Below are 26,455 nucleotides of genomic sequence, written 5' to 3'. Positions count from 1 at the left end.
GGATTTATTTATTGACAAGCCGATTTCTTTCGCTCTTAATTGCCCTCGTCAAGGGCACGGGACGGCTTTGGAAGCTTAACAATCCACGGCGAAGTGTCATATCTTAAAATTCCGGCCCGCACGGGCGGCGCCGGCAAACTCTGGGAGGAGTTCCATGAAGAAATCTGTTCTCGCTTTCGGCGCGCTCGCGCTTGGTGTCACCTTTTCCGCCCCCGTCATGGCGGCGGACGTTGCCGCCTGCCTGATCACCAAGACCGACACCAACCCCTTCTTCGTCAAGATGAAGGAAGGTGCGACGGCCAAGGCCAAGGAACTCGGCGTTTCGCTGAAGTCCTATGCCGGCAAGATCGACGGTGACAGCGAAAGCCAGGTGGCAGCGATCGAAAGCTGCATCGCCGACGGCGCCAAGGGCATTCTGCTCACGGCTTCGGACACCAAGGGCATCGTGCCTGCGGTCAAGAAGGCCCGCGACGCCGGCCTGCTGGTCATCGCTCTCGACACGCCGCTCGAGCCGGCCGATGCCGCCGACGCCACCTTCGCCACCGACAACTTGCTCGCCGGCAAGCTGATCGGCCAGTGGGCCAAGGAAACGCTGGGCGACAAGGCCAAGGACGCCAAGGTCGGCTTCCTCGACCTGACGCCGTCGCAGCCGACGGTCGACGTTCTCCGTGACCAGGGCTTCATGATGGGCTTCGGCATCGACCCGAAGAATCCGGACAAGATCGGCGACGAAGACGACAAGCGCATCGTCGGCCACGACGTGACCAACGGCAACGAGGAAGGCGGCCGCAAGGCGATGGAAAACCTTCTGCAGAAGGATCCGGGCATCAACGTCATCCACACGATCAACGAGCCGGCCGCTGTCGGCGCCTATCAGGCGCTGAAGGCCGTCGGCATGGAAAAGAACGTGCTGATCGTCTCGGTCGATGGCGGTTGCCCGGGTGTGAAGTCGGTCAAGGAAGGCGTCATCGGCGCCACCTCGCAGCAGTATCCGCTGCTGATGGCGTCGCTCGGCATCGAGGCGATCAAGAAGTTCGCCGATAGCGGCGAAAAGCCGAAGCCGACCGAAGGCAAGTCCTTCTTCGACACCGGCGTCTCGCTCGTCACCGACAAGCCGGTTTCCGGCGTCAAGTCGATCGACACCAAGGAAGGCACGGACAAGTGCTGGGGCTGAGCCCAATCTCTTGAAACTAGAGCGGCCGGGGCTTGATCCCCGGCCGTTTTCGACGGACGATGTACCGTCGCCCCCACGAACCGGCTCAGAATAGACCGGAAGGATATCGGTGACGGCCCCCGTGCGAGTTCGGCGCACGGATGCGGAGGAGGAACCATGACCGGAACTCAGGAATTCGAACGTGTCCTCGACGGCAGCGACAAGAGCGTCGCCTCCTTCGAGCACCAGGACGTCTCGCTGATCAAGCGCGCCCAGCATTTTCTGCACTCGACGCCGGCCGCCGTGCCGCTGATCGTGCTGGTGCTGGCGATCATCATCTTCGGGGCAACGATCGGCGGACGGTTCTTCTCGTCCTATACGCTGACGCTGATCCTGCAACAGATCGCCATCGTCGGCATTCTCGGCGCCGCCCAGACGCTGGTCATCCTGACCGCCGGCATCGATCTTTCGATCGGCGTCATCATGGTGATCTCGGCTGTCATCATGGGCAATGTCGCCATCACCTACGGCATACCGACGCCGATCGCCGTTATCGGTGGTCTCCTTGTCGGCGGGCTCTGCGGCTTGCTGAACGGCTTCCTCGTCGCCTTCATGAAACTGCCGCCCTTCATCGTCACGCTCGGCACCTGGAATATCGTCATGGCGACGAATTTCATCTATTCCGCCAATGAGACGATCCGCGACACCGATGTCGACGAACAGGCGCCGCTGCTGCATCTTTTCGCTGCGAGCTTCAGGCTCGGCAGCGCCGTGCTCACCCTCGGCGTCATCGCCATGGTGCTGCTCGTCCTCTTGCTCTGGTATGTGCTCAATCACACCGCCTGGGGCCGGCACGTCTATGCGGTCGGCGACGATCCTGAGGCCGCCAAGCTCTCCGGCATCCAGACCAAGAAGGTGCTGCTCACCGTCTACACCATCTCGGGTGTCATCGCCGCCTTCGCCGCCTGGGTTTCGATCGGCCGCAACGGCTCGATCTCGCCGTCCTCGGCGGTCACCGACTATAACCTGCAGGCGATCACCGCGACGGTGATCGGCGGCATCTCGCTCTTCGGCGGCCGCGGCTCCATTCTCGGCACGCTGTTCGGCGCGATGATCGTCGGCGTCGTGTCGATGGGCCTCAATATGCTCGGCGCCGACCCGCAATGGAAAGTCCTTTTGACAGGCGTGCTGATCATCGCCGCCGTCGCCATCGACCAGTGGATCAGAAAGGTTTCGGTGTAATCATGGCTCGCGAACCCCTTCTCACCGCCCGCGGTCTCGTCAAGCGCTACGGCCGCGTGACCGCGCTCGACAATGCCGATTTCGATCTTTACCCGGGCGAAATCCTCGCCGTCATCGGCGATAACGGCGCCGGCAAGTCTTCGCTGATCAAGGCGATTTCAGGCGCCGTCACCCCCGACGAGGGGGTGATCACCCTCGAAGGCAAGCAGGTGCAGTTCCGCTCGCCGATGGAAGCCCGTGAGGCCGGTATCGAAACCGTCTATCAGAACCTGGCTCTGTCGCCGGCGCTGTCGATCGCCGACAACATGTTCCTCGGCCGCGAGATCCGCAAACCGGGCGTGCTCGGCTCGATGTTCCGCATGCTCGACCGGCCGGCCATGGAAAAGCTGGCGCGCAACAAGCTCTCCGAACTCGGCCTGATGACCATCCAGAACATCAACCAGGCGGTGGAGACGCTCTCGGGCGGCCAGCGCCAGGGTGTCGCGGTTGCCCGTGCCGCCGCCTTCGGCTCCAAGGTCATCATCATGGACGAACCGACGGCAGCGCTTGGCGTCAAGGAAAGCCGCCGCGTGCTGGAGCTGATCCTCGACGTGCGCGCCCGCGGCCTGCCGATCGTGCTGATCTCGCACAACATGCCGCATGTCTTCGAGGTTGCCGACCGGATCCATATCCACCGCCTCGGCCGCCGCCTGACAGTGATCGATCCGAAGGAATATACCATGTCCGACGCCGTCGCCTTCATGACCGGCGCCAAGGCAGTGCCGACGGAGCCCGTTGCGGCATGACGGTCAGCACCGAGGAAATCGCCGGCGAGGTCATCAACCGCGCCGGTGATGCCAGACGCTTCCTCATCGGCATTGCCGGCCCGCCGGGTTCCGGCAAGTCGACCATGGCCGACAATCTGGCGGCGGCGTTGAAGGCCAGAGGCGAAAGCGCCGCGGTCCTGCCGATGGACGGCTTCCACATGGACAACGCCATCCTGATCGAACGCGGCCTCTTGGCCCGCAAGGGCATTCCCGAGACCTTCGATGTCCGCGGTTTCCTCGATATCGTCCGCGCCGTCAGGCCGGCGGATCAGGAGGTTCTCGTGCCGGTCTTCGACCGCTCCCGCGAACTGGCCATCGCATCGGCCCGGCCGATCGATCCGAACGACCGTTTCATCATCGTCGAGGGCAACTATCTGCTCTTCACAGAGGGAAAATGGGCTGAACTCGACGGGATCTTCGATTACACGATCATGCTGGCGCCGCCGATGGAGGTGCTCGAGGAGCGGCTCTGGGCGCGCTGGCGCGGTTATAATCTGAGCGAGGAGGCCGCCAGCGCCAAGGTCTACGGCAACGACCTGCCGAACGGCCGGCTGATCCTCGAAAACCGCCGTCCGGCCGATGTGACGCTGGAGATCGCGCTGGCGTAAGGCCGCGACGATTGTTTTCACCTGAGGTATAGTGTTATCGAGGCCCGCAGACGCATCGCTTCGGAGGCCTGCCATGCAAACGATCACCATCCGCCGCCCTGACGACTGGCACCTGCATCTGCGCGACGGCGCCATGCTGGAGGGCGTGATCGCCGATACGAGCCACACCTTCGCTCGCGCCATCATCATGCCCAATCTGGTGCCGCCCGTCGTCACCACGGCGGATGCGGCGGCCTATCGCGAGCGTATCCTGAAGGCGCTGCCGGCCGGCCATCGTTTCCAGCCGCTGATGACGCTGTATCTCACCGAACATACGAGCCCCGACGATGTCGAGGCCGGCGCCAGGAGCGGCCTCATCACCGCCGTCAAGCTTTATCCGGCCGGCGCCACCACCAATTCGCATGGCGGCGTGCGCGACATGGAAAAGGCGATGCCGGTGCTGGAGCGCATGGCTGCGATTGGCCTGCCCCTCTGCGTCCATGGCGAAGTGACGACGCCTGAGGTCGATATCTTCGATCGCGAAGCCGTCTTCATCGACACCGTGCTCGATCCGCTGCGCCGGCGCCTGCCCGAGCTGAAGGTGACGATGGAGCATGTGACGACATCGGACGGCATCGATTACATCAAAGGCGCCAAAGGCAATCTTGCCGGCTCCCTTACCACCCATCATCTGATCATCAACCGCAACGCCATCCTCGTCGGCGGCATCCGCCCGCATTATTATTGCCTGCCGGTCGCCAAGCGCGAGAGCCATCGCCTGGCACTGCGTGCCGCCGCCGTGAGCGGTGACGCCCGCTTCTTCCTCGGCACCGATTCCGCCCCGCATGTCGATCCGCTGAAGGAATGTGCCTGCGGCTGCGCCGGCATCTACACCTCGATCAACACGATGAGCTGCCTGGCGCATGTCTTCGAGGAGGAGGGCGCGCTGGACAGGCTCGAAGCCTTCACCTCGCTCAACGGACCGGCCTGGTACGGGCTTCAGCCGAACGAGGAACGCATCACCCTGTCCAAGCAGGCCGAGCCGGTCGTTTTTCCCGCCAAGATAGAAACGGGCGCCGGTCCGGTGACGGTGTTCGATCCGATGTATCCGCTGCATTGGCACGTCGTGGCGTAGGTGTTGCAGCCCGCGTAATCAATTTTAAATAGAATATTCATTAAAGTTGTGCGCCGACGTTAGGCGCATAACATTTTCATTGTGCAATGCATCATTTGTTAACGGATGCATAAGACATTTCTCACGCGGACATAGGCTGCCGATCATCCGGCGGGAAAACACCTGCGGAGACTGAAAAGCATGATGCTTGACTATAACTCCCTCTTGCTGGCGCTCGGCGTCTCGACGGCATGCCTTGCCGTGACCTTGATGGGCGGCTGGCTCGTCCGCCGAGCCGAAACCGTGCTGCTCACCGCCACCGTCGGCCTGGTCTTCGTCGTCAGCGGCATTTTTGTCTACAGCGCCTACGTGGACAGGCCGGAGATAGGGTTTGGCATTGCCAATTTCGTACTGTTCCATGCCGGTTTCGCCACCATCTGGGGTGCCGGCCGACAGTTTCTCACCGGCCGTCTGCCCTTGCCGGGCATTGCGATCCGCGCCGTGGCGGCGATGACCTTCTCCATCGTGCCGCTGATATTGGGTTATGACGGCTTGGCCTTCATCGCTGACAATCTTGCCATTGCCCTGCTGCTCTTTGCCACCGCCCAGCAATACTGGCTCGCCCGCGCCGAGGCGCCGGCGCCGATCCTCGGGATCACGGCGCTCTATACGCTGACGGGGATCTCCTTCGTGCTTTGCGCCGCCGTGCTGATCTCCGACGGCAAGCTGGTGCTCGGCAAGGCGCCGAGCAACTGGGCCGAAGATCTGAGCCTTGCCGTCTGCATCGCCGGCATGACCGGGATCGGCGCCCTGTCGCTGGCGCTGCATCAGTGGCGGCTTGCCGCCCGCCATCGTCTCGAGGCGATCACCGATCCGCTGACCGGGCTGCTCAACCGCCGCGCCCTGTTCGATCAATACGGCACGCGCCCGATGGGCTCGACCACCGCCGTCATCGTCTTCGATATCGACCACTTCAAATCGGTCAACGACCGCTTCGGCCATGCGAGCGGCGACCGAGTGATCAAGGCCTTCGCCGGCGAACTCGCCACCCATTGCCGCGCCGGTGACATCGCCGCACGGTTGGGCGGTGAGGAGTTCGCGCTGGTGCTGAAGGAAACCATGCCCGGCCGGGCCGAACTGGCGGCCGAGCGCATCCGCAGGGCTTTCGAGGCGCGCGAGATCGATATCGATGACGAGGTGCTGAAATGCACCGTCAGCGTCGGCGTTGCGCCCGGGCGCGCCAAGAGCCTGGATTTCGACGCCATGCTGAGTGCCGCCGACAAGGCGCTCTACGCTGCCAAGCGGGGCGGCCGCAACCGGGTCGAGCTTGCCGGCCACCTTCAGGCGGTTCCGGTCGAGGCGTCGCGCACGGCGTCTTGATTCCTGACCTCTCCCCTCATAGTATCGCCCCTGGCCGGATGCGGCCAGCCGCCCCGCGACGCCCGACGTTTGACAGTTTGGCGTTATGGTGAATGCATCCAAACCATCCTTCACATCCCTTGCCGTTTGGCGATCGATGGCGAACGGGTCAGCAGACGCGGGCACTGATCGTCCTGTTTGCCGCCGATGGAAGGATGACATATGCGCGATTTTCGCGATGCCAAACTCATGGCAAAGACGTTGCGGCAGGCCCTTGCCGACCGCGACATTTCCCTCACCCACAGCGAGACGCTCGAAATCGTCGCCCGGCAATTCGGGCTCGAGCAATGGAATATCCTCTCGGCAAGGATCGATGCGGCGGGTGCGTCCCGCTCCGCAATCGGCATCGAGCCGCCGATGCCGATCTTCCGCATCTTCTCGGTGGAGAAAGCCATGGAGTTCTACTGCGGCTTTCTCGGTTTCCATCTCGACTGGGAGCATCGCTTCGGCGAGAATTTCCCGCTCTATTGCCAGGTCTCCCGCGATGGCATGGCGCTGCACTTGAGCGAACATTCCGGCGACGCCAGCCCCGGCGCCAAAGCATTCGTCCGCGTCGCCAATGTCCGGGCCTACCACGCCGAGCTCGCCGGCAAGGACTACCGCTACATGAAGCCCGGCGTGGAGGAAGCCCCCTGGGGCCTGGAGATGACCGTCACCGACCCCTTCAGCAACCGCATCGCCTTTTGCGAGCAGAGATAGGCGCGGGCGCTGGACTCCCTCCTCTCCCCAGCCGGGGTCCGAAGGACGGGTCGAGACCTGTGGCTCGACCCTGGTCTGTGGCCCGAAGGGTCGGATGAGGGGGCTACACGGGCACAGCATTTATTGCCCTTCGCGTGCGCTCCGTGCATTCGGGGCTTTGCCGCTCACCCCCTCAACCGCCTGCCGGCACCTTCTCCCCGCTGGCGAGAAGAGACGTGTCGCAATGCCGCCTTCTCAAACGACCATCAACGCCCTGACGAAGGCCATCGAAGCCAGCAGCGAGGCCACGGTCCGCACATGGTTCCACCACGTCCAGTCCCTGAGATAGGTCGCCCAGAGCCCGACTGCCTCCGGCCCGCTGCCGCTGACCTTTTCCAGCGCATCGTTCATGGGCACGTTGAAGATGATGGTCGAGAGGAAGGAGGCGAAGACATAGAGGGCGGCGCCTGTCAGCATCAGCGCGGATGCGCTGCCGCGCCAGTTCATCAGCGCCAGCACTGCGATGACGATGCAGAGGATTGCCGTCGGCACGAACAGCGCCATGAAGGGCGAGCGGACGATCGTCACGTTGATCGAGTTCATCGCCGCAATGCCCTGCTCGGCCGGGATGCGCGAGAAGGCGGTCATGATGAAGGTCGAGAAGCCGAAGAAGATGCCGGCGACGAGGCCGCTGCCGATGGCTGCGGCGACGAGCGAGAGGATGAGGACGAACTGCATGTCGAAGCTCCTTCCAAGGAACAAAACAAGAGAAACTCTCTTATTTGCAAAATGAGATAAACTCTCTTATTTTATTTGTCAACCGCCGAAGGAGCAGGGGATGTCGGAACAGCCGGTCGCAACGCGCAGGCGCAATCAGCAGCATTCCGGCCAGCCGCGCCGGATCCCGAGCCAGCAGCGCGGTCGTGACCGCTTCGAAAAGATCCTCGCCGTCGCCTCCGAGCTGATCGAAAGCCATGGCAGCGATGGCTTGAAGATGAGCGAGATCGTCGAAAGGGCCGGCCTCTCCTTCGGCGCGCTCTACCAATATTTTCCCGACAAGAGCGCGATCATCCGCACATTGGCCGAGCGCTTCAACGAGGAGGGCAGGCGCTGCGTGGAGGCGGAACTGGCTGAGGTGACCGACGCTGCGGCGCTCACCGGCGCGCTTGCCAACATCGCCGACGAATATTACGCTTTTTTCCGCCGCGAGCCGGTGATGCGGGACATCTGGCATGCGACCCATACCGACAAGCAGCTGCAGCAGATCGATGCCGAGGACATGGAATTCCATGCCCAGGCATTGCTCGCCGTGCTCGTCCGCCTGTGGCCGGAGCGTGACCGCAGCAAGCTTCTGGCGATCGCCCGGCTGACCATGCAGCTCATCGCCGCTGCCGTGCGTTATGCCGTTTCGCTGGATCCGGAGGAGGGCGATGCGGCGATTGCCCTCTTCAAGAAGATGCAGGGCCCCGATATCGGCCGTCTGTTGCTGGAATAGCCGCGCCTGCGTCTGGAAACGATGGGCTCTTGCTGCTATTGCCGGTGACACAAAGCTGAAGGAGAGCCCGCATGATCCAGACGACATTTCCCGACCGTGCCGTGATGGCCGAACTGGTGGCCAAGATGCTCTGGGAGATCAAGGCGGTGCATTTCAATGCCGCCCAGCCTTACAAACTTGCCTCCGGTATGGCGAGCCCGGTCTATATCGATTGCCGCAAGCTGCTCTCCTTTCCGCGCATCCGCTCGACGGTGATGGATTTCGCCGCCAGCACCCTGCTGCGCGATGCCGGTTTCGAGCAGTTCGATTGCATCGCCGGCGGCGAGACCGCCGGCATTCCCTTCGCCGCCCTGCTTGCCGACCGCCTCGGCCTGCCGATGATCTATGTCCGCAAACAGCCGAAGGGCCATGGCCGCAATGCCCAGATCGAAGGCAATATGCCGGAAGGGTCGCGCGTGTTGGTCATCGAGGATCTGACGACGGCCGGCGGCAGCATGTTCAAATTCATCGATGCGGTGCGGGCCGCGGGCGGCATTGTCGATCACGGCATTGCGCTGTTCTTCTACGGCATCTTCGGCCAACAGCGCTTTGACGACGGCAAGGTCCGGCTGCATCATATCGCCACCTGGCGCAATGTTTTGGCTGTTGCCAAGGAGCGGCAGCTGTTCGACGACAAGACGCTTGAAGAGGTCGAGGCTTTCCTCGATGCGCCGCTCGCCTGGTCGGGACGCAACGGTGGCGTCAGCGAGCTTTCGCTCTAAGCGGTTGACAAAAGCCCGCTTAATCGGTTGATGAACATATCAGTGCTGTTGGGAGAAATTCGATGATTTTGTGCTGCGGCGAAGCCTTGATCGACATGCTGCCGAGGGATACGACCCTTGGCGAAAAGGGCTTTGCGCCCTATGCTGGCGGCGCGATTTTCAACACCGCCATCGCGCTCGGCCGCCTCGGCATTCCCACTGCCTTCTTCACCGGCATCGCCGACGACATGATGGGCGAAATCCTGCTTGCGACCCTGAAGGCGAGCAATGTCGATTACAGCCCCTGCGCCATCACCCAGCGCCCCTCGACGATCGCCTTCGTCAAGCTCGTCAACGGCCAGGCGACCTATGCCTTCTACGACGAAGGCACGGCCGGCCGCATGATCACCACGGCCGACCTGCCGACCCTTGGCGACGATTGCGAAGCGCTGCATTTCGGCGCCATCAGCCTGATCCCGAGCCCCTGCGGCGAAACCTACGAAGCGCTGCTCGACCGCGAGGCAGCCAAACGTGTCATTTCGCTCGACCCGAACATCCGCCCCGGTTTCATCAAGGACAAGCCGGCGCATATGGCCCGCATCAAGCGCATGGCGGCAAAATCCGACATCGTGAAATTCTCCGATGAGGATCTCGACTGGTTCGGTCTTTCGGGCGACCACGACACGCTCGCCGCCCACTGGCTCGCCCACGGCGCCAAGCTCGTCGTCATCACCAAGGGCGCCGAAGGCGCCTGCGGTTATACCAGGGATCGCAAGGTGACGGTGCCGAGCGAACGCGTCACGGTCGTTGACACCGTCGGCGCCGGCGACACCTTCGATGCCGGCGTCCTGGCCTCGCTGAAGATGGACGGCCTGCTGACCAAGCCGCAGGTCGCCTCGCTCGACGAACAGGCGGTGCGCAACGCCCTGACACTGGGTGCGAAGGCGGCGGCCGTCACCGTGTCGCGTGCCGGCGCCAACCCGCCTTGGGCGCGTGAGATCGGGCTTTAAGGCAGGGCCCACCTCTCGATTCCCTCTTCCCCCCAGCGGGGAGAAGGTGCCCGTAGGGCGGATGAAAGGGGCCGGCGAAGCCGGTCTTCACAACGCTGCTGCGGGATCGGCGGCGTTGGAATCGTTTCGACCTTGTTCAAGCCTAGAGCACGGCGTTTCGCGATAAGTTTTATATTGTGCCGGGCGGCCCCCTCATCCGCCTGCCGGCACCTTCTTCCCCGAGGGGGGAAGAGGATATGCCGCAACGTCTCGACATCCTGTCTCTCGCGCCAAGCGCGGGGGCGCGCCCGGCTGGTCGGTCAGGGCACGCCAGCCCCGCTCCGGTCGGAACTCGGAACGGTCACCAGGTCCCGCAGGAAATTTTCGCACCAGAGCGAGACGTCGTGCGAAAGCAGATGTTCCATCATCATGCTCCAGCGGTCACGGCGCTCCTCAAGCGACATGGCGAGCCCTCGCGCAATCGCATTGGCGGTGCCTTCGACATCGTAGGGATTGACCAGCAGCGCGCCCTTCAACTCCCTGGCCGCGCCGGCAAAGCGAGACAGCACCAACACGCCCGGGCGATCCGGATCCTGGGCGGCGACATATTCCTTGGCGACGAGGTTCATGCCGTCGCGCAGCGGCGTGACCAGCCCGATCGTCGCCAAGCGGAAGAGCCCGGCGAGCACATTGCGGCTGATCGATCGATTGACATAGCGGATCGGCACCCAGTCGACCGTGCCGATGGCGCCGTTGACGCGGCCGGCCTGTTCGGCGACCATCTTCTGCATCTGCTCGTATTCGGGAACTTCGGATCGCGATTTCGGCGTGACCTGCAGAAAGGTCACCTTGTTCTGGTAGGCCGGATTGCTGGCGATGAAGCGCTCGAACGCTTCCAGCCGTTCAATGATGCCCTTCGAATAATCGAGCCGATCGACGCCGATGATCATGTCGCGGCCTTCAATGCTGCGCCGGGTCTTCTGAACCATGACGTTGTTTGCGGCTTTTTCGGCGAATTCGGCGAATCCAGCGGTTTCGATGCCGATCGGATAGGCGCCGGCCTTGAAAACCCGCCCGTGCGAATCGAACAACCCGTTGCCGAGGTCGTCGCCGATGCCTTCCCTTCTGAGATAGCCCGCGAAGTTCTGCAGGTCGTAGTCGGTCTGGAAGCCGACGAGATCGTAATGCGAGAGCCCGCGCATGATTTCCTCGTGGACCGGCATGGTGACGAGAATGTCCGCCGGCGGCCAGGGGATATGCAGAAAGAAGCCGATCCGGTTCTTCAGCCCCATCTGGCGCAGTTCGGCCGCCAGTGGAATGAGGTGGTAATCGTGAACCCAGATAATATCATCAGGCTCGATCAGCGGCGCCAGCCGGTGTGCAAAGAAGCGGTTGACGCGGAAATAACCGGCCATTTCCTTCCGGCCATATTCGGCGAGATCCAGGCGGTAGTGGCAGATCGGCCAGAGAACGCGGTTTGCAAAGCCGCGATAGTATTCTTCGACGTCGGTGTCGGTGAGGTCGGTCAGGGCATAGGTGATGTTGCCCTTCTGCAGTTGTGACAGCGCGCCCGGTTCCCTGTCGCCACTCGACTCTCCCGACCACCCCATCCAGATGCCGCCGCGCTCCTGCAAGGCTGCCTGCAGCGCGACGGCAAGGCCGCCGGCAGCAGCACCCCCATCTTTGCTCGGCACGGGAACACGATTGGAAACGACGACAAGACGGCTCATGGAGTTCCTTTGCCTGAGAGCGGTTCAGCTTTTTATGGAAGCGCCTGCTCATCGGCCGATGGGAGTGATGGAACGGAGCGTCGTCCCAGGCTTGATAGGCCATGTCTTGGGAAGCAGCCCCTGCACAGAATTTGCTTAAATCTAGGGTGATTGCCGAGAAATGAAAGAATTCCTTCTATAATTTTCCATTAGAAGAACATTTCATCCGCTTCCGCACGACGGGCGTCTGTGCGGCGGCGCACCAGACCCTACTGATATCGGTTCAACATTTGCGGCTGTGATGATGATGTCGGCGCTCGTCGCGATGTCGGCCCGTGGATGGCCTGCGCGGGTCACAGCCCGCCGCGGGACGCCGCTCCCAGGAATGGGGCCGTCGGAGGACGGGCATAAACGTCTGCCCGGCCTCTTGCGTTAAGATGAGGCGGCTGCCTCGAGTGCTTACTTCGCGAGCTTCGACAGCGCTGCGACCAGCCCCTGCGTCGAGGAATCATGGCCAGCCGCGCTCTCCTTGCCCTCGACGACAGGCAGCAGGCCCGTCGCCAGTTCCTTGCCGAGCTCGACGCCCCACTGGTCGAAGGAGTTGATGCGGAAGAGCACGCCTTCCACGAAGACGCGGTGTTCGTAGAGCGCGATCAGGCGGCCGAGGGCGTAAGGGGTGAGCTTGTCGTAGACGAAGGTGATCGACGGCCGGTTGCCCTGGAAGACGCGGTGCGGGGCGATGAAATCGGCCTTCTTGTCGTCCATTCCTTTGTCGGTTAGCTGCTTCTTGGCTTCATCGAAGGTGCGGCCCTTCATCAGCGCTTCCGACTGGGCGAGAACGTTGGAGATCAGCAGCTGGTGCTGGTGGCGCAGCTCCGGCTCGAAGGCGTTGGCGGCGATCATGAATTCGGCGGGGATGATGCTCGTGCCCTGATGGATGAGCTGATAGAAGGCGTGCTGGCCGTTGGTGCCGGGCTCGCCCCAGACGACCGGCCCGGAATTGCCCTCGACCGGCGTACCGTCGATGGTCACACCCTTGCCGTTCGATTCCATGTCGAGCTGCTGCAGATAGGCAGGAAAGCGCGACAGGCGCTGGTCATAGGGCAGGATGGCGCGGGTGGGATAACCGAGCACATTGCGATGGTAGAAGCCGATCAGGCCGAGCAGCATCGGCAGGTTTTCGGCAACCGGCGCCTGACGGAAATGATTGTCGACGGCATGGGCGCCGTCGAGGAACTTGCCGAAATTCTCCGGGCCGACGGCGATCATCAGCGGCAGGCCGATCGCCGACCAGATCGAGTAGCGGCCGCCGACCCAGTCCCAGAAGCCGAAGACGCGGGCGCTGTCGATGCCGAAGGCGGCGACCTTGTCGAGCGCCGTCGAAACGGCGGCGAAATGGTGCTGCACGGCCGCTTCGCCGAGCGCCTCGGCGATGAAATTGCGCGCCGTCTGCGCATTGGTCATTGTCTCAACGGTGGTGAAGGTCTTCGAGGCGACGATGAACAGCGTCGTTTCCGGCTGAACCAGCTTGAGGATATCGGCGATATGGGCGCCGTCGATATTGGAGACGAAATGGGCGCGCGGGCCGTCATGGAAGGGAGCAAGCGCCAGCGTCGCCATCACGGGGCCGAGATCCGAGCCGCCGATGCCGATATTGACGACGTCGGTGATCGCCTTCCCGGTTGCGCCCTTCAGCGCACCGGAGCGGACGCCGCCGGCGAATTTGCCCATGGCGGCCAGCACCGCGTTGACATCCGGCATGACGTCCTTGCCGTCGACCAGAACCGGCGTGTTGGAGCGGTTGCGCAGTGCAGTGTGCAGAACGGCGCGGTCCTCGGTGAAATTGATCGCCTTGCCGGAGAACATCTCCTCGCGCTTCTTCTCGACGCCGCCTTCTTCGGCGAGTTTCACCAGCAGCTTGAGGATGTCGTCGTTCACTGCCGTCTTGGAAAAATCCATCAGCAGGTCATCAAGCGAGACGGAGAAGCGCGAAAAACGCTTGGAATCGGCGGCGAAGGCCGCACGAAGATCGGTCGCCTTGGTGGCGGCGGCGGTGCTTTTCAGCTGTTCGACGATGGCGTTCATGGGAGGCTCCTTTGGAGGCGGAAAGGTTGCGGAAACTATTCGCTTTATCGGGCCTAAATCAAGTTCAGCCGCCGCTCCAATATGAAAAAAGCCACCCGCGGCAAGCGGCTGGCTTTTAGAGCCTTTCCTAGTCAGCTTGAAGCATTCTGCCGGAGCAGGTTTTCGTCAGGGCAGAGGCGATTGGCGATGGGCATACCGCAAGGTACGTCCGAGCCGATCGCCTCTGATCCTGGCGGAAACATGCCCGGCCCACCGGCCGCACCGCTTCGCCGTGGCGAAGCGATACGTGCGTCCGGCGCTTTAAAGTCTTGCAGATTTGCCTGGCAAATCTGCGGGAGGGTTGGCTGAAACGGGCCGGCTGATCGACCGGCCGGCTTGGCCGTAGAACTGGGCTACGACGCGCGCCGGCCGGTCGACCATCCGACTCCGTTTGCGCCAACAGAATGCTTCAATCTGACCAGGAAAGGCTCTAATTTCATCAGATCGTCAAATTCAGCCGCGCAGGTCCTTGCGCAGGATCTTACCGACCGGCGACTTCGGCAACTCGGTGCGGAATTCGATGAAGCGCGGGCGTTTGTAATTGGTGAGGTTGGCGATGCAATGGGCCTTCACCTCGGCCTCCGTCAGGTTCGGATCCTTCCTGACCACGAAGAGTTTGACCGCCTCGCCCGAATGCCCGTCCGGCACGCCGATGGCGGCTGCCTCGAGGATGCCTACATGCATGGCGGCGACTTCCTCGATCTCGTTCGGATAGACGTTGAAGCCCGAAACCAGGATCATGTCCTTCTTGCGGTCGACGATTTTGGTATAGCCGCGCGCATCCATGAAACCCATATCGCCCGAGCGGAAATAACCGTCTTCGGTCATCACCCGCGCCGTCTCCTCCGGCTTCTGCCAATAGCCGGCCATCACCTGCGGCCCGCGAATGCAGATCTCACCGACCTCGCCGAGCGGCAGCGATTTTCCGTCTTCGTCGCGGATATCGAGATCGGTTGAGGGCATCGGCAGGCCGATCGAGCCGGTGAATTCCGGCGAATCGAAGCGGTTGGCTGTGGCGACCGGCGATGTCTCGGAAAGGCCGTAGCCCTCGGTCACCGCCGTGCCCGTTATTTTCAGCCAGCGTTCGGCGACCGGACGCTGCACGGCCATGCCGCCGCCGAGCGACATGATCAGCGGGGAGAAATCGAGCTTGGCGAATTCGGCATTGTTCATCAGCGCATTGAACAGCGTGTTGAGGCCAGGAAAGATATGGACATCGGACTTGCCGAATTCCTTGACCAGACCGGGAATGTCGCGCGGATTGGCGATCAGGATATTGCGGGCGCCGAGAGACATGCCCATCAGCGAATTCACCGTCAGCGCGAAGATGTGGTAGAGCGGCAGGGCGCAGAGGAAATTCAGCACCTCGGGCTGTTTCTTGCGCTCGAAGGCCGATCTGAGCCAGAGCGACAGCTGCAGCTTGTTGGCAAGCAGATTGGCATGCGTCAGCACCGCGCCCTTGGCAACGCCCGTCGTGCCGCCGGTATATTGCAGGAAAGCAATATCACCGCCGGCAAGCGTGACCGGCTGCAGGTTTTTTTTCGCCCCTTCGCGCAGCACTTGGCCGAAGCTCTTGTGCTGCGGGATCGACCAGGAGGGAACGAGCTTTTTCACCTTGCGCACCGCGAAATTGACGATCAGCCCCTTCAGCCCCAGCATTTCGCCGAGCGAGGTGACGACGACATGGCGAAGGTCGGTCTTGTTCAGGACCTGCTCCACCGTGCGGGCGAAATTCTCCAGCACGAAGATCGCCTTGGCGCCGGAATCGCGCAGCTGATGTTCGAGTTCGCGCGGCGTATAGAGTGGATTGACGTTGACGACGACGAGACCGGCCCTGAGGATGGCATAGGTGGCGACCGGGTTCTGCAACACGTTCGGCATCATCACCGCGACGCGGTCGCCCTTTTGAAGGCCCGTGCTCTGCAGCCAGGCGGCGACTTTGCGCGTCTGACTCTCCAGCTCGCGGTAGCTCATCGCCTTGCCCATGCTGGCAAAGGCGGTGCGGTCGGCGTAACGGGCGCAGGATTTTTCGAGCAGTTCCGCCAGCGAGGCATGTTCCGGCGGCGGAAGCTCGGCCGGAACCACATCCGGATAGGCGGCAAGCCAGGGTTTTTCAGGCTTGGCTCCGTTCGGATGGACGGAAATGCTGTTCATCGTGTCTCTCTCCCTTGCGGCCGCCGCGCCGACGATCGGTCGGCAGATTGACCGAAAGATCCTCCATCTTCCAGTCCGGCAGCTTATGCCATTGCTCGAATGGTTCAAGCCGAATGAAAGCTATACTAACCTTGACGTAAACGTCAACATTCGCCGATTGCGCAATCGTGCCGGAGAGCGGGAACTTTGAACCCGCGATGACGTTGATCTTGCATACCCAATCCGAGGAAACCCAAAGGAGATGCATCATGCTCAATCAGGAAACTGACGCCAACCGCCGTGACCCGGACGCCAAAAGCACGCATTCGCTGATCGCCAGCGACCGCGTCGAAGGCACCCGTGTCTATGGTGCCGATGGCAGGCATATCGGCTCCATCGAACGTCTGATCATCGGCAAGCTTGACGGCCGCGTCGCCTATGCCGTGCTGAGCTTTGGCGGCTTCCTCGGCATTGGTCACGATCACTATCCGCTGCCCTGGGAAAAGCTGAACTACGACACGCAGCTGGATGGCTATCGCATCGACCTGACCAAGGAACAGATCGAAGGCGCCCCGAGCTATGCGGACGATGACGACAGCTGGTACAACGACAATGGCCGCCGAGTTTACGATTACTATGGCGTGCCGCCCTACTGGATGTAACGTCGTCCGCTAGGCTGAGCTGGAAGGGCCCCGTGCGATGCGGGGCCTTTTTGCTGTTTGGCGGCAGAAGACCTGCCTTACAAAGGGTGCGAGGAACGGAGAGATCACGGCATGTCCTCTTCTCCCGTCGGCAGAAGTGCCGGCAGGCGGATGAGGGGGCTACACGGCACACCCTCAGGGAATCGAGATGTTGTGGCAGCCCTTTTCAGCGCCCCGCCACAAGATCATTGGCCGAACGCAGCACTGTGCCGATCGTGATCTCCGTAGCGACGATCGTCTTGCCCGTCTTCACCGCAAACACATGGCTCTCGCCCGGCAGCAGCGTCACCAGCATCGTGTCGACCACCGCATCCGGGTCCAATCGATCCGCCATCAGGCAGAGATCCTTGAGGAAATTATCAGCCGTCACCTTCACGGCATACCCGCCATTGATCGCTGCGACATCGACGCTCAGCCGCGGCGCCGGCAGGGCAAGCGCGATATCCTCGACGAAATAGTGAAAAGCCCGCCTGTCGAGCATCTCGACGACGATGACTTCCTCGTTCGGTAAGCCGGGCCTGACGATATCTTCGGGCAGCGGAAACTCCTTCGCCGCGAAGCGGTCGCAGAGCAGACGCCAGAATTCGAATTCGCCCAACACAGTGCCGTCGAGCTTTAAACGCCTTCCGCTGATCTTTGCCCGCCAGAACAGCGTTCTCTCGTTGACCGCCACCGCCGAAAGCCCGTCGCCGCGTGGCTGGATGGTCAAGAGACGCGGATCATAGGCGGCCTTCAGCGCATACCAGAGCGGCTTGCGGCGACCGGCAGAATCGAGTGCCGCCCAGGAGGTCACCGGCCAGCAATCGTTGAACTGCCAGACCACCGCACCCCTGCAGATCTCCCGATGCGAGCGCATGTGCTCGATGCCGAAGCGGATGGCGCGGGCCTGGTTGAGCTGGGTGGCGAAATGCCAGTCGTCCATCGTTTGCGGTTCCGGCAGGTGACCTGAGAGGCCGCGGATCAGCTTGTCATTACCCTGCGTCGCCTTCTGGTGATGGAAGACGCCGTTCGATTGCGGCGTCAGCGGCGTGTCATGAACGCTTTCGGCGATCGTCGCCCAGGCGGCCGGCGCCTGCCAGCCGAATTCGGAGCAGAAGCGCGGGATATAGTTGCGGTAGACCTCGTAGCCGACATCGTTCCACACGTCCCAGATATGTTTGCAGCCATGGGCGTCGGCATTGGGTTCGATCTCCATCGAGCCGGAATAGGGGCTGCCGGGATAATAGGGCCGGTCGGGATCGAGTTCGGCGCAAAGTCTTGGCAGCAGGTCGAGATAATAGCCGAGCCCCCAGCTTTCACCCGGCTTGATGATCGGCCGCCAGCCCCATTCGTCGAAGCCCCAGATGTTCTCATTGTTGCCGTTCCAGAGGATCAGTGAGGCATGTGGCATCAGCCGCACGACATTGTCGCGCACCTCTGCCTCGACCTCGCTCCTCAGTGGCTCCTCCTCCGGATAGGCCGCGCAGGCAAACAGGAAATCCTGCCAGACCAGCATGCCCATGCGGTCGCAGGCTTCGTAGAATTCGTCGCGCTCGAAAATGCCGCCGCCCCAGACGCGCAGCATATGGATATTGGCGGCCTTGGCCTCCTCGATCCGCGCGCCATAACGCTCAGCCGTCACCCGCGAGGGGAAACAATCATCGGGAATCCAGTTCGCGCCGGCGATGAACAGCGGCACGTCGTTGATGACGAAGGTGAAGGCCGAGCCGTGCGCGTCGGCCGAGGTGTCGAGCCTCAGCGAGCGGAAACCCAGCTCGCGCTCGTCAGCGTCGAGCAGATCGCCGCTGGCATCGTCGACGAGCTCAAGCGTCAGGGAATAAAGCGGCTGCGCGCCGAGATGGTGCGGCCACCAGAGCTGCGGCGAGGGGAGGGTAAGCTCGAAAGAAACCTCGTCTTCGCCGGCGCCGATCGCCACCGTTTTGGTCACGTCGCCGATTGTAGCGGTGAGCCGGCAGGCCGCCCCCTCGCCATGCCGCGCCAGCCGGGCATGGACCTTCACCAGCCCGTCACCACCGGCAAGGCTTGCCGAAACCCTTATCTCGCCGAGCCGCGCCCGATCCCAGCTTTCCAGCCTGACCGGTTTCCACAGGCCCGCCGTCACCAGCGTCGGGCCCCAGTCCCAGCCGAAATTGCAGGCCATCTTGCGCATCAGATTGCCCGGTCCCGGATAGTTGTTGGGCCGGTAGCCGTAATGGTTCTCCATCTCCGCGCCATAGGCATAGGCGGAGCGGAAGGTGACCGTGAGTTCGTTGGCGCCTGTTTTCAGCAGCCCGGAAACATCGAAACGATAGGTGCGGTGCATGTTGAAGCTGCGGCCGATTTCCTCGCCGTTCAGCGCGATCACCGCGATGGTATCGAGCCCGTCGAAGACCAGCTCCTGGATCTTGCCGTCCTCAGGCGCGGCCTCGAACGTGCAGCGATAGGCCCAGTCGGTTTTGCCGATCCAGTCGTTGGTGATCTCGTTGACGTCGATATAGGGGTCGGGGATCAGCCGGCTGGCGAGAAGGTCGAGATGCACGCATCCCGGCACGGTTGCAGGGATCGATTCCGGCAGGCCGGGCCTTCCTGTATCGTTGCAGTGGAGTGTCCAGCCGGAATTCAGCGTGGTCTTCTCGATCATGCGGGCTCCTGATTTATGCCGCTCGAAACTGTGGGGTGAGGTGTCGTCGGAAGGGCGCCGCAATCGGTCGCGGCGCATTGTGGGTCAGAGAAACCGGCCGTGGCGCTGCAGCACTTCGATCTTGTAGCCGTCGGGATCGCTGATGAAGAAGAACAGGCCGAAGAGCTTGCCGTCGCGGTTGAGCTCCACCAGCTGACCGGGCTTCAGCCCCAGCTTTGACAGCCGCTCGCGCTCGATCGCCACCTCTTCGACCGAGACCGCGAGATGGCCATAGGCGTTACCGAGATCGTAGGGTTCGGTCCGGCCCTTGTTGACGGTCAGCTCCAGTTCGAAGCCGGTCTCGGCATTGCTGAGATAGATCAGCGTGAAGGTTTCGAAATCGACGCGGTCGGCGACCGAAAGGCCGAAGGCCTTGCTGTAGAATTCGACCGAGCGCGCCTCGTCGAGAACACGGATCATCGAGTGGATCATCTTCGCCATGGCGTCCTCCCGTGGAATCGATCACCGCAGCCTTGGTAGCGGTCCTTTCACGCCGGGCGCAAGCCGATTCTTCGGGTGATCGCCGCTTCGACAAGGCCCATGGCGTCATAGATCAGCACCGCCATCAGGCCGACGATCAGCCCGCCCTGCAGGATGAAGGCGGTATTGTCGGAAATCAGTCCGGCAATGATCACCTCGCCGAGGCCCTTGGCCGCCACCGTCGAGCCGATCGTCGCCGTGCCGATATTGATGACGGTGGCAACCTTCAGCCCTTCGAGGATCAGCGGCAGGGCAAGTGGTAGCTCGACCCGCAACAGCCGCTGCGTGGCACCCATGCCCATGCCGTCGGCGGCGTCGAGAACCTGCGGCGACACCTGCTTCAGCCCGGCGACGGTGTTTTCGAAGATCGGCAGCAGGCCGTAGAGAAACAGCGCGATCAGCGTCGGCATGGCGCCGAAGCCGGTGGCCGGAACGGCAAGCGCCAGCACCGCGACCGGCGGAAAGGTCTGCCCGGCATTGGCGATCGCCCGCGACAGCGGCAGAAAGTCGGCGCCGCTCTCGCGGGTGACGAAGATACCGCCGGCAACGGCGAGCACGGCGCTGCAGACAATCGATCCGATCACCAGCTGCAGATGGCCGACGGCGAGCGAGGCAAGGCTGTTCTGCGTATAGACGGCGGGCGCATTGTTGCTGGTCAGCGGCACGAGCAGGAAGGACAGCCACTCGGTCCTGAACAGCAGGATGAGCAGAAGGGCGAGCGCCGCCAGGCGGAAGAGATTGGCGACGACGAGTTTCATGCCTTGCGGCCCAGTTCGAGCAGCCGGCTCATCGAGATCGATCCCACCGGCGCCTTCTCGCCATCCTGCACCGCCGCCTCGTCGACGCCCTGCCAGATCATTTCGGCGAGCGCATCGCGCAGGCTGAGCGATTGCGACAGGGCATAGGCGAGACCGCTTTTGGCCGGCTCCATGCTTTCTTTCAGCGGCAGCAGCGACATCAGCTTCAGCGCCCGGTCGGAGGTGCCGGTCAATTGCTGGACGAAGGGGTCGGCGGGTTCGGTGAGGATCTTTTCCGGCGTCGAGCATTGCAGCAGCCGGCCCTGGCTCATCACCGCGATCTGGTTGCCGAGATGGAAGGCCTCGTCCATGTCATGGGTGACGAGGATGATGGTGGTGCCGAACTGCTTCTGGATCGCCAAGAGATCGTCCTGCGCCTTGCCGCGGATGACCGGGTCGAGCGCGCCGAAGGGTTCGTCCATCAACAGCAGTTCCGGCTCGGCCGCCAGTGCCCGGGCGACCCCGACGCGCTGCTGCTGGCCGCCGGAAAGCTGGTGCGGATATTTGTCGGCGAAAGTTGCCGGATCGAGGTTGAACAATCCAAGCAGTTCCTCGACCCGTCTGGCGATACGGGCCGAATCCCAGTCGAGAAGCTGCGGCACGGTGGCGATATTCTGCGCCACGGTGCGGTGCGGGAAGAGCCCGTGCCCCTGGATCGCATAGCCGATCTTGCGGCGAAGCTCCGTCACCTCGACGTCGATCACATTCTGCCCGCCGACGAAAATCTCGCCCTCGGTGATCGGCACCAGCCGGTTGATCATCCGCATCAGTGTCGATTTGCCGGAGCCGGAGGTACCGACGATGACGGTAATCTCGCCCTTCTCGACCTGCATCGAGACATTGTCGACGACGGTGGCCGTGCCATAGCGCTTGGTGACGTTCCTGATCTCGATCATGCTCATGCGGCGGATCCCCGGATACTGTCGATGACCGCATCGAGGATGACGGCCGATGAGAAGGCGAAGAAGACGGTCGGCACGGCGCCGAGCAGGACGAGGTCCATGGCCGTCTGGCCGAGTCCCTGGAAGATGAAGATGCCGAAGCCGCCGCCGCCGATCAGCGCGGCGATCGTCACCATGCCGATCGCCTGCACCAGCACGATGCGGATGCCGGTGAGGATGACCGGAAAGGCAAGCGGCATGTCGATGCCGGTGAGGATCTGCCGGCGCGTCAGCCCCATGCCGGCCGCGGCATCGCGCACCGAGGGGTCGACGCCCTGCAGGCCGACGACGGTGTTGGCAACGATTGGCAGCAGCGAATAGAGCACCAACGCGATCAAGGCGGGCGCCGTGCCGATGCCGCGAATGCCGATGGCCGATGCCAGCGCCACATGGGTGGCGAGATAACCGAGCGGCAGCATCAACAGGCCGAAGAGCGCAAGACTGGGGATCGTCTGGATGAGGCTGAGGCCCTGCAGCACGATGGCGCGCAGCTTCGGCACCCAGAAGCAGAGGATGCCGAGCGGCAGGCCGAGGATGATGGCGATGGCGAGCGAACCGAAGGCCAGCAGCAGATGCGAGATCGCTTCCGTCTCGAACTGCGGCGCCCGCGTCGAGAACTCCTTCATGATCGACAGGCTGTCGAGCAGGCCTGAGGAAAGCGAGATGAAGAGCAGCGCGGTGTAGCCCGCAAGGGCCGCGACCCGCATCCAGGGCGCCAGCCTTATTTTCACCAGCGCATCCGAGATGACGAGCCCGATCACCGCAAACAGCACCCAGAAGCCGCCGCCGGGCGTCATCCGCGCCACCGTGCTGCCGGGCGGTGTCGCCGCCGTCGAGACGAGGCCGATCGCAACGACCAGCGCCGCAAGGCAGAGTGTGGCGATCACGAGCCGGGCGAGAGCATTGCGGAGAAACAGCGTCGCCAAGGCCGTGAGAATAAGCAGCACGGTCAGGAAGATGACGGAAGGCTGGGGAAGAAGCTGCGTCAGCAGCATCGGCTTGCCGGCGGCGATGCGGTTCGCCTTGACATAGATGAACGGCATCAGTGCCGTCGCCGCAATGCCGCCCGCCACCAGAACCACGCCGAGCCGGTCCAGCCTGCGGACCGCTGAGGTTTCTTCCATCAAATCAACCCTGTCTGAGCAATCCCGTCCGGCCAACCCTATCAGCAGAGGGGGCTCCGCCCGCAATCGGGCGGAGCGAGTGATGATTATTTCAGGAAGCCTTTTTCCTTGAGATAGGCTTCAGCGACGGATTTCGCCGGCTCGCCGTCGACCTGGATCTTGGCATTGAGCTTGCGCAACTCGTCGGCGGTCAGGCTCTTGAAGATCGGCGAGAGCACTTCCTCGATCTTCGGATTGGCTTTCAGCACCTCTTCGCGGATGATCGGCGTCGGCGCATAGACCTGCTGCACGTTCTTGTCGTCTTCGAGAACGGTGAGCTCGGCCGCTTCGATCGCGCCATCCGTGCCATAGACCATGGCGGTGTTGACGCCGTTGGTTTGGTCGGCGGCCGCCTTGATCGTCGCCGCCGTGTCGCCGCCGGAGAGAACGACCATCTGGTCTGGCTTCAGCTGGAAGCCGTAGGTCGTCTGGAAGGCGGGAAGCGCGCCGGCTGAATTGACGAATTCGGCAGACGCCGCCAGCTTGGCGGCACCGCCGCCGGCGACCCATTTGCCGAAGTCCGTGAGGCTCTTCAGCTTGTTCGGTTCCGCGACGTCGCTGCGCACGGCGAGCGCCCAGGTGTTATTGGCAGGCGACGGCGTCAGCCAGACGATCTTGTTGGCGTCGTAATCGAGCTTCTTCGCCAGCTCGTAACCCTGGTCGATATTCTTCCAGGCGGCATCGTCGGCCTTGTTGAAGAAGAAGCCGGCATTGCCGGTATATTCCGGATAGATGTCGATTTCGCCTGCGGTGATCGCCTTGCGCACGACCGGCGTGGCGCCGAGCGCGATGCGGTCCTGCGTCTTGATGCCGTTGGCTTCGAGCGCAAGCGCAATGACATTGCCGAGCAGCGTGCCTTCCGTGTCGATCTTCGACGAGACGACGACATCCGCGGCGTGAGACGCACCCGCCGCGAAGGCGGAGAGCGAGACGGCGAGTGCGAGTTTCTTCAGCATGGAATATCCCCTTGGTTGACACTGTTAGCACTTTGAATTGCTGCATTATGCAGGTGCGCAAGCTCCGAGCGGGAGCTCTGCGCACAGAAGTTCGCCAGCCAGCGCGACGACGTCGCCACCATGCCGGAATTGCGTGCGTCATGGAAATAGCGTGCACGCCCGAAAAATCGATGCAAGCCCCCTCCAGTATTTGCAGTCGCGGCACGATTATGGCGGCGAATGCATCTCTACGCGTGGAAACGCATTCCCTTTTCCAGGGCCGGCGCGATTTGTTTTTGTCCCCTTGCGTGTTTCCGCGGTGGTCCGGTGCTCTGTTGCGGATTGCCGCCGCCCGGATTTTTCTATGACGGAAACGATAGCCCGCCTCTTACGTTGCAGGGATATCTTTTTTCGTGAACACATCATATCGTCCGGTTTTTCCAGCGCTTTCCGGAGCCAGCCCTTTTGCATCTCGGCGCCCTGTTCATAAGCCACCATGTCCTCACCTCCGGTTCGGTGCGCGAGACCGCGCGGCGCTTCCAGCTGTCGCCCTCCACTGTCTCGACGGCCATCCGCCATCTCGAAACAGAGCTGGCGATGAAGCTGACGGAACGCGCCTCCGGCGAGCTGGTGACGCTGCTCGCCAGCGGCAGGGTGCTGGAGGGACTGGTGCCGATCACGGCGGCAATCGGCGAACTCGGTCAATTCACCGGTCATGACGTTGCGGCCGCCGATGCCCACGAGGCCTGGGCATCGCGCATTCCCCTGAAGATCGTCACGATGGAGCGCTTTCTCGAAGTCGCCGATCAGGGCAGCATCAATCGCGCCGCCCGCCGTCTTCGCCTGGGTCAGCCGCAGCTTTCGCTTCAGCTTGCCAATCTGGAGAAATTTTTGGGTGGCCGCCTGTTCGAGCGGCAGGCGCAGGGCTCGGTGCTGACGGAGGAGGGCAGGCGCGCCTACCAGGTCTTCACGGCGATCAGCCAGGCCTGGAACGATCTGAAGTCTTCGGCCGACGAGCGATATCGGCGCACCGCCCGGTCGCTGCGCATCGGCTCGATCATCCCCACGGGATCGGAAAGCTGGGTGGCGCGCTGCCTGGGTTCGCTGGTTTCGGAATGGAATGCGCGGCGCAGCAACAATGCGATATCGCTGGTCTCGATGACCGCCGACGATCTGCGCGAGGCGCTAAAGAGTGGCCGCATCGATGTAGCCATCCTGGATTCGGTCTTCGGGCTGGAAAGCTTCCGCCATCGCGAGCTGCTGCAGACCGACATGGTGGTGATCGCGCCGCCGGATAGCACCGAAACGAATGTCGCCGATCTCGTCGCCGGCCATGCCATCTGCATGCCGAGCCCGCGCACCGGCCTCGGCCACGCTGCCATGGCCTTCAGCTATGAGCGTGGCCCAAACCGGCGGTTCCGCAGCCAGGATATCACTGCGGCGGATTCGCTGCCCGTGATCGTCGACCTCGTCGCCAATCACGGCTACGTTTCCTTCTTGGGCCGCGTCAGCGCCATGCCGATCGCCGACAAGGTGCGCATCGTCAATCTCGACGAACATCTGCCGATGTCCTATCACGTCGCCTTCAATCATCGCAAAGCCGCCGCCGATGCCTGCGCCGTCATCATCGAGGCGGCGGCGAGAATCACGTCTGAGCCTGTCGCGCAGACCGAAAGAGTTAGGGAGAGCGCGGCATGACGATCCTGCTGGAAGTGTGCGTGGATAGCGCCAATGGCCTCGCCGCCGCCATCGAGGGCGGCGCCGACCGCATCGAGCTTTGTTCGGCGCTGGAGCTCGGCGGTCTGACGCCGCTGCCGAGCTTGATGCGGATCGCCGCCAGGGCGCGTATTCGCGTCTACGCGATGATCCGCCCGCATGCCGGTCCCTTCATCTTCGACAGGGCGGACGAGGAAGCGATGATGCTCGATATCGACGCCGTGCGCGCCGCAGGCCTAGCCGGGGTCGTCATCGGCGCCAACCGGCCTGATGGTACGCTCGACATGCCGTTGATCCACCGCCTGAAGGCGCATGCGACAGGCCTCGGCTCGACGCTGCATCGGGCGTTCGATCTGGTGCCGGATGCCGATCAGGCGCTGGAACAGGCGGTCGAACTCGGCGTTGAGCGCATCCTGACATCCGGCTGCGCGCCGAAGGCGGCCGACGGAACCGAAACCCTGAAACGCCTCTCGGCAAAGGCCGCCGGCCGCATATCCATCATGCCCGGCAGCGGCATCCGCCCCGCCAATGTCACCGCCATCTTGCAGGCAACCGGCGCCCGCGAGGTCCATGGATCCTGCAGCTCACCTGTGGAAAGCGCCGACCCCCGCGCGGTCGCCTTTGGTTTCGAGGCGAAAAGCGCGAACCGGACGGATAGTGCGGTGGTCAGGGAGATGTGCAGGGCGATTGCGTCAATGGAGCGTTAGCGGTCCCGCAATTCCGGACGGAAAGCGTTTTGCGATTTTGAAACGCGAATGCAGTGCTTGCGGCATGGGTCCTTGGGTCAAGCCCGAGGACGACGGAGTGTGGTGTGGGCGCTGCGGCAAGTAAGTGCCGTAGACACCAAACGACACGCAAATTGGGACCGCGGGTT

At 62.8% G+C, this 26,455-nt stretch carries 24 protein-coding genes; 14 read left to right on the top strand and 10 right to left on the bottom strand.

Annotated elements, in window-relative coordinates; translation table 11 throughout:
* Positions 1–154 precede the first annotated feature (154 nt).
* From FHX03_RS04940 to FHX03_RS04910, 7 genes are all read left to right on the top strand, one after another.
* A complete protein-coding gene (locus tag FHX03_RS04940) occupies positions 155–1,174 on the top strand; it encodes a sugar ABC transporter substrate-binding protein (protein WP_097624729.1) in 1,020 nt (339 codons plus the stop codon).
* 156 nt (positions 1,175–1,330) lie between these two features.
* Complete coding sequence (locus FHX03_RS04935) at positions 1,331–2,395, top strand: ABC transporter permease (protein ID WP_064836250.1); 1,065 nt, start codon at positions 1,331–1,333, stop codon at positions 2,393–2,395.
* Positions 2,396–2,397: 2 nt separating this feature from the next.
* Positions 2,398–3,180, top strand: coding sequence for an ATP-binding cassette domain-containing protein (locus FHX03_RS04930; RefSeq protein ID WP_097624730.1), 783 nt, complete (start codon positions 2,398–2,400; stop codon positions 3,178–3,180).
* A complete protein-coding gene (locus FHX03_RS04925; RefSeq protein WP_097624731.1) occupies positions 3,177–3,809 on the top strand; it encodes a nucleoside triphosphate hydrolase in 633 nt (210 codons plus the stop codon). The genes FHX03_RS04930 and FHX03_RS04925 overlap by 4 nt, the downstream gene beginning before the upstream one ends.
* 73 nt (positions 3,810–3,882) lie before the next feature.
* Entirely contained in the window at positions 3,883–4,923 is a 1,041-nt protein-coding gene (gene pyrC, locus FHX03_RS04920) for a dihydroorotase (RefSeq protein ID WP_097624732.1), read from the top strand.
* A gap of 180 nt (positions 4,924–5,103) precedes the next feature.
* Positions 5,104–6,282 (top strand): GGDEF domain-containing protein, encoded by a 1,179-nt coding sequence (locus FHX03_RS04915; protein ID WP_183852786.1) that lies wholly within the window; start codon positions 5,104–5,106, stop codon positions 6,280–6,282.
* Between the two features lie 201 nt (positions 6,283–6,483).
* On the top strand, positions 6,484–7,020 hold the full coding sequence (locus tag FHX03_RS04910; protein ID WP_097624734.1) for a glyoxalase superfamily protein: 537 nt from the start codon (positions 6,484–6,486) through the stop codon (positions 7,018–7,020).
* A gap of 234 nt (positions 7,021–7,254) precedes the next feature.
* Here FHX03_RS04910 and FHX03_RS04905 read toward each other — a convergent pair whose 3' ends face one another.
* The gene (locus FHX03_RS04905; protein ID WP_183852784.1) at positions 7,255–7,737 is read right to left on the bottom strand and encodes a DUF1772 domain-containing protein; all 483 of its coding nucleotides are present in this window, start codon (positions 7,735–7,737) and stop codon (positions 7,255–7,257) included.
* 100 nt (positions 7,738–7,837) lie between these two features.
* Here FHX03_RS04905 and FHX03_RS04900 point away from each other — a divergent pair, with 100 nt between their 5' ends.
* From FHX03_RS04900 to FHX03_RS04890, 3 genes are all read left to right on the top strand, one after another.
* Positions 7,838–8,494 carry a TetR/AcrR family transcriptional regulator gene (locus FHX03_RS04900; protein WP_097624736.1) on the top strand — a complete coding sequence of 219 codons (657 nt, stop codon included), beginning with the start codon at positions 7,838–7,840 and terminating at the stop codon, positions 8,492–8,494.
* A 71-nt stretch (positions 8,495–8,565) separates the two neighbouring features.
* Positions 8,566–9,255, top strand: a complete 690-nt coding sequence (locus FHX03_RS04895) for an orotate phosphoribosyltransferase (protein WP_097624737.1) — start codon at positions 8,566–8,568, stop codon at positions 9,253–9,255.
* A 62-nt stretch (positions 9,256–9,317) separates the two neighbouring features.
* Entirely contained in the window at positions 9,318–10,244 is a 927-nt protein-coding gene (locus tag FHX03_RS04890) for a carbohydrate kinase family protein (protein WP_097624738.1), read from the top strand.
* A gap of 299 nt (positions 10,245–10,543) precedes the next feature.
* Here the strand turns inward: FHX03_RS04890 and otsA are convergent, their stop codons facing one another.
* The 3 genes from otsA to FHX03_RS04875 form a co-directional block, all read right to left on the bottom strand.
* Positions 10,544–11,953, bottom strand: coding sequence for an alpha,alpha-trehalose-phosphate synthase (UDP-forming) (gene otsA / locus FHX03_RS04885; protein WP_183852782.1), 1,410 nt, complete (start codon positions 11,951–11,953; stop codon positions 10,544–10,546).
* A gap of 438 nt (positions 11,954–12,391) precedes the next feature.
* Positions 12,392–14,017 carry a glucose-6-phosphate isomerase gene (gene pgi, locus FHX03_RS04880; protein ID WP_183852780.1) on the bottom strand — a complete coding sequence of 542 codons (1,626 nt, stop codon included), beginning with the start codon at positions 14,015–14,017 and terminating at the stop codon, positions 12,392–12,394.
* A 492-nt stretch (positions 14,018–14,509) separates the two neighbouring features.
* Positions 14,510–16,210 carry a long-chain fatty acid--CoA ligase gene (locus FHX03_RS04875; protein WP_183852778.1) on the bottom strand — a complete coding sequence of 567 codons (1,701 nt, stop codon included), beginning with the start codon at positions 16,208–16,210 and terminating at the stop codon, positions 14,510–14,512.
* Between FHX03_RS04875 and FHX03_RS04870 the strand changes: the two genes are divergently transcribed.
* A complete protein-coding gene (locus tag FHX03_RS04870; RefSeq protein ID WP_183852776.1) occupies positions 16,200–16,400 on the top strand; it encodes a hypothetical protein in 201 nt (66 codons plus the stop codon). The genes FHX03_RS04875 and FHX03_RS04870 overlap by 11 nt on opposite strands.
* 58 nt (positions 16,401–16,458) lie before the next feature.
* Positions 16,459–16,851 carry a PRC-barrel domain-containing protein gene (locus FHX03_RS04865; RefSeq protein WP_003588818.1) on the top strand — a complete coding sequence of 131 codons (393 nt, stop codon included), beginning with the start codon at positions 16,459–16,461 and terminating at the stop codon, positions 16,849–16,851.
* 205 nt (positions 16,852–17,056) lie between these two features.
* Here the strand turns inward: FHX03_RS04865 and FHX03_RS04860 are convergent, their stop codons facing one another.
* The 6 genes from FHX03_RS04860 to FHX03_RS04835 all read right to left on the bottom strand — a co-directional run bounded on the left by FHX03_RS04860 (position 17,057) and on the right by FHX03_RS04835 (position 23,886).
* Entirely contained in the window at positions 17,057–19,510 is a 2,454-nt protein-coding gene (locus tag FHX03_RS04860) for a glycoside hydrolase family 2 protein (protein WP_183852774.1), read from the bottom strand.
* Positions 19,511–19,594: 84 nt separating this feature from the next.
* The gene (locus tag FHX03_RS04855; RefSeq protein ID WP_097624743.1) at positions 19,595–19,990 is read right to left on the bottom strand and encodes a VOC family protein; all 396 of its coding nucleotides are present in this window, start codon (positions 19,988–19,990) and stop codon (positions 19,595–19,597) included.
* Between the two features lie 47 nt (positions 19,991–20,037).
* Positions 20,038–20,787: an ABC transporter permease gene (locus tag FHX03_RS04850; RefSeq protein ID WP_097624744.1), complete on the bottom strand. Its 750-nt coding sequence runs from the start codon at positions 20,785–20,787 to the stop codon at positions 20,038–20,040.
* Positions 20,784–21,728: an ABC transporter ATP-binding protein gene (locus tag FHX03_RS04845; protein WP_097624745.1), complete on the bottom strand. Its 945-nt coding sequence runs from the start codon at positions 21,726–21,728 to the stop codon at positions 20,784–20,786. The genes FHX03_RS04850 and FHX03_RS04845 overlap by 4 nt, the downstream gene beginning before the upstream one ends.
* Entirely contained in the window at positions 21,725–22,891 is a 1,167-nt protein-coding gene (locus FHX03_RS04840; RefSeq protein WP_183852773.1) for an ABC transporter permease, read from the bottom strand. The genes FHX03_RS04845 and FHX03_RS04840 overlap by 4 nt, the downstream gene beginning before the upstream one ends.
* Before the next feature lie 86 nt (positions 22,892–22,977).
* Positions 22,978–23,886: an ABC transporter substrate-binding protein gene (locus tag FHX03_RS04835; protein WP_097624747.1), complete on the bottom strand. Its 909-nt coding sequence runs from the start codon at positions 23,884–23,886 to the stop codon at positions 22,978–22,980.
* 444 nt (positions 23,887–24,330) lie between these two features.
* On the opposite strand from FHX03_RS04835, the gene FHX03_RS04830 reads away from it, so the two are divergent.
* Together FHX03_RS04830 and FHX03_RS04825 are read left to right on the top strand one after the other, a co-directional pair.
* On the top strand, positions 24,331–25,563 hold the full coding sequence (locus FHX03_RS04830; RefSeq protein ID WP_183852772.1) for a LysR family transcriptional regulator: 1,233 nt from the start codon (positions 24,331–24,333) through the stop codon (positions 25,561–25,563).
* Positions 25,560–26,288 carry a copper homeostasis protein CutC gene (locus tag FHX03_RS04825; RefSeq protein WP_183852771.1) on the top strand — a complete coding sequence of 243 codons (729 nt, stop codon included), beginning with the start codon at positions 25,560–25,562 and terminating at the stop codon, positions 26,286–26,288. Before FHX03_RS04830 ends, FHX03_RS04825 begins: the two co-directional genes overlap by 4 nt.
* Positions 26,289–26,455 lie beyond the last annotated feature (167 nt).

The organism is Rhizobium sp. BK456, from assembly GCF_014194045.1.
GTDB lineage: Bacteria > Pseudomonadota > Alphaproteobacteria > Rhizobiales > Rhizobiaceae > Rhizobium > Rhizobium redzepovicii.
Note: the sequence above shows the minus strand (reverse complement) of the source record. Positions and strands in the feature narration are given on the sequence as shown.

Bases quoted from the DNA above. Each gene is read 5' to 3' on its own strand.
- FHX03_RS04910 (WP_097624734.1), top strand. From the start codon at position 6,484: ATGCGCGATTTTCGCGATGCCAAACTCATGGCAAAGACGTTGCGGCAG.
- FHX03_RS04905 (WP_183852784.1), bottom strand. From the start codon at position 7,737: ATGCAGTTCGTCCTCATCCTCTCGCTCGTCGCCGCAGCCATCGGCAGC.
- FHX03_RS04835 (WP_097624747.1), bottom strand. From the start codon at position 23,886: ATGCTGAAGAAACTCGCACTCGCCGTCTCGCTCTCCGCCTTCGCGGCG.
- FHX03_RS04865 (WP_003588818.1), top strand. From the start codon at position 16,459: ATGCTCAATCAGGAAACTGACGCCAACCGCCGTGACCCGGACGCCAAA.
- FHX03_RS04870 (WP_183852776.1), top strand. From the start codon at position 16,200: ATGCTGTTCATCGTGTCTCTCTCCCTTGCGGCCGCCGCGCCGACGATC.
- FHX03_RS04900 (WP_097624736.1), top strand. From the start codon at position 7,838: ATGTCGGAACAGCCGGTCGCAACGCGCAGGCGCAATCAGCAGCATTCC.
- FHX03_RS04915 (WP_183852786.1), top strand. From the start codon at position 5,104: ATGATGCTTGACTATAACTCCCTCTTGCTGGCGCTCGGCGTCTCGACG.
- pgi (WP_183852780.1), bottom strand. From the start codon at position 14,017: ATGAACGCCATCGTCGAACAGCTGAAAAGCACCGCCGCCGCCACCAAG.
- FHX03_RS04890 (WP_097624738.1), top strand. From the start codon at position 9,318: ATGATTTTGTGCTGCGGCGAAGCCTTGATCGACATGCTGCCGAGGGAT.
- FHX03_RS04840 (WP_183852773.1), bottom strand. From the start codon at position 22,891: ATGGAAGAAACCTCAGCGGTCCGCAGGCTGGACCGGCTCGGCGTGGTT.
- FHX03_RS04860 (WP_183852774.1), bottom strand. From the start codon at position 19,510: ATGATCGAGAAGACCACGCTGAATTCCGGCTGGACACTCCACTGCAAC.
- FHX03_RS04855 (WP_097624743.1), bottom strand. From the start codon at position 19,990: ATGGCGAAGATGATCCACTCGATGATCCGTGTTCTCGACGAGGCGCGC.
- pyrC (WP_097624732.1), top strand. From the start codon at position 3,883: ATGCAAACGATCACCATCCGCCGCCCTGACGACTGGCACCTGCATCTG.
- otsA (WP_183852782.1), bottom strand. From the start codon at position 11,953: ATGAGCCGTCTTGTCGTCGTTTCCAATCGTGTTCCCGTGCCGAGCAAA.
- FHX03_RS04930 (WP_097624730.1), top strand. From the start codon at position 2,398: ATGGCTCGCGAACCCCTTCTCACCGCCCGCGGTCTCGTCAAGCGCTAC.
- FHX03_RS04845 (WP_097624745.1), bottom strand. From the start codon at position 21,728: ATGAGCATGATCGAGATCAGGAACGTCACCAAGCGCTATGGCACGGCC.
- FHX03_RS04875 (WP_183852778.1), bottom strand. From the start codon at position 16,210: ATGAACAGCATTTCCGTCCATCCGAACGGAGCCAAGCCTGAAAAACCC.
- FHX03_RS04895 (WP_097624737.1), top strand. From the start codon at position 8,566: ATGATCCAGACGACATTTCCCGACCGTGCCGTGATGGCCGAACTGGTG.
- FHX03_RS04850 (WP_097624744.1), bottom strand. From the start codon at position 20,787: ATGAAACTCGTCGTCGCCAATCTCTTCCGCCTGGCGGCGCTCGCCCTT.
- FHX03_RS04935 (WP_064836250.1), top strand. From the start codon at position 1,331: ATGACCGGAACTCAGGAATTCGAACGTGTCCTCGACGGCAGCGACAAG.
- FHX03_RS04825 (WP_183852771.1), top strand. From the start codon at position 25,560: ATGACGATCCTGCTGGAAGTGTGCGTGGATAGCGCCAATGGCCTCGCC.
- FHX03_RS04925 (WP_097624731.1), top strand. From the start codon at position 3,177: ATGACGGTCAGCACCGAGGAAATCGCCGGCGAGGTCATCAACCGCGCC.
- FHX03_RS04940 (WP_097624729.1), top strand. From the start codon at position 155: ATGAAGAAATCTGTTCTCGCTTTCGGCGCGCTCGCGCTTGGTGTCACC.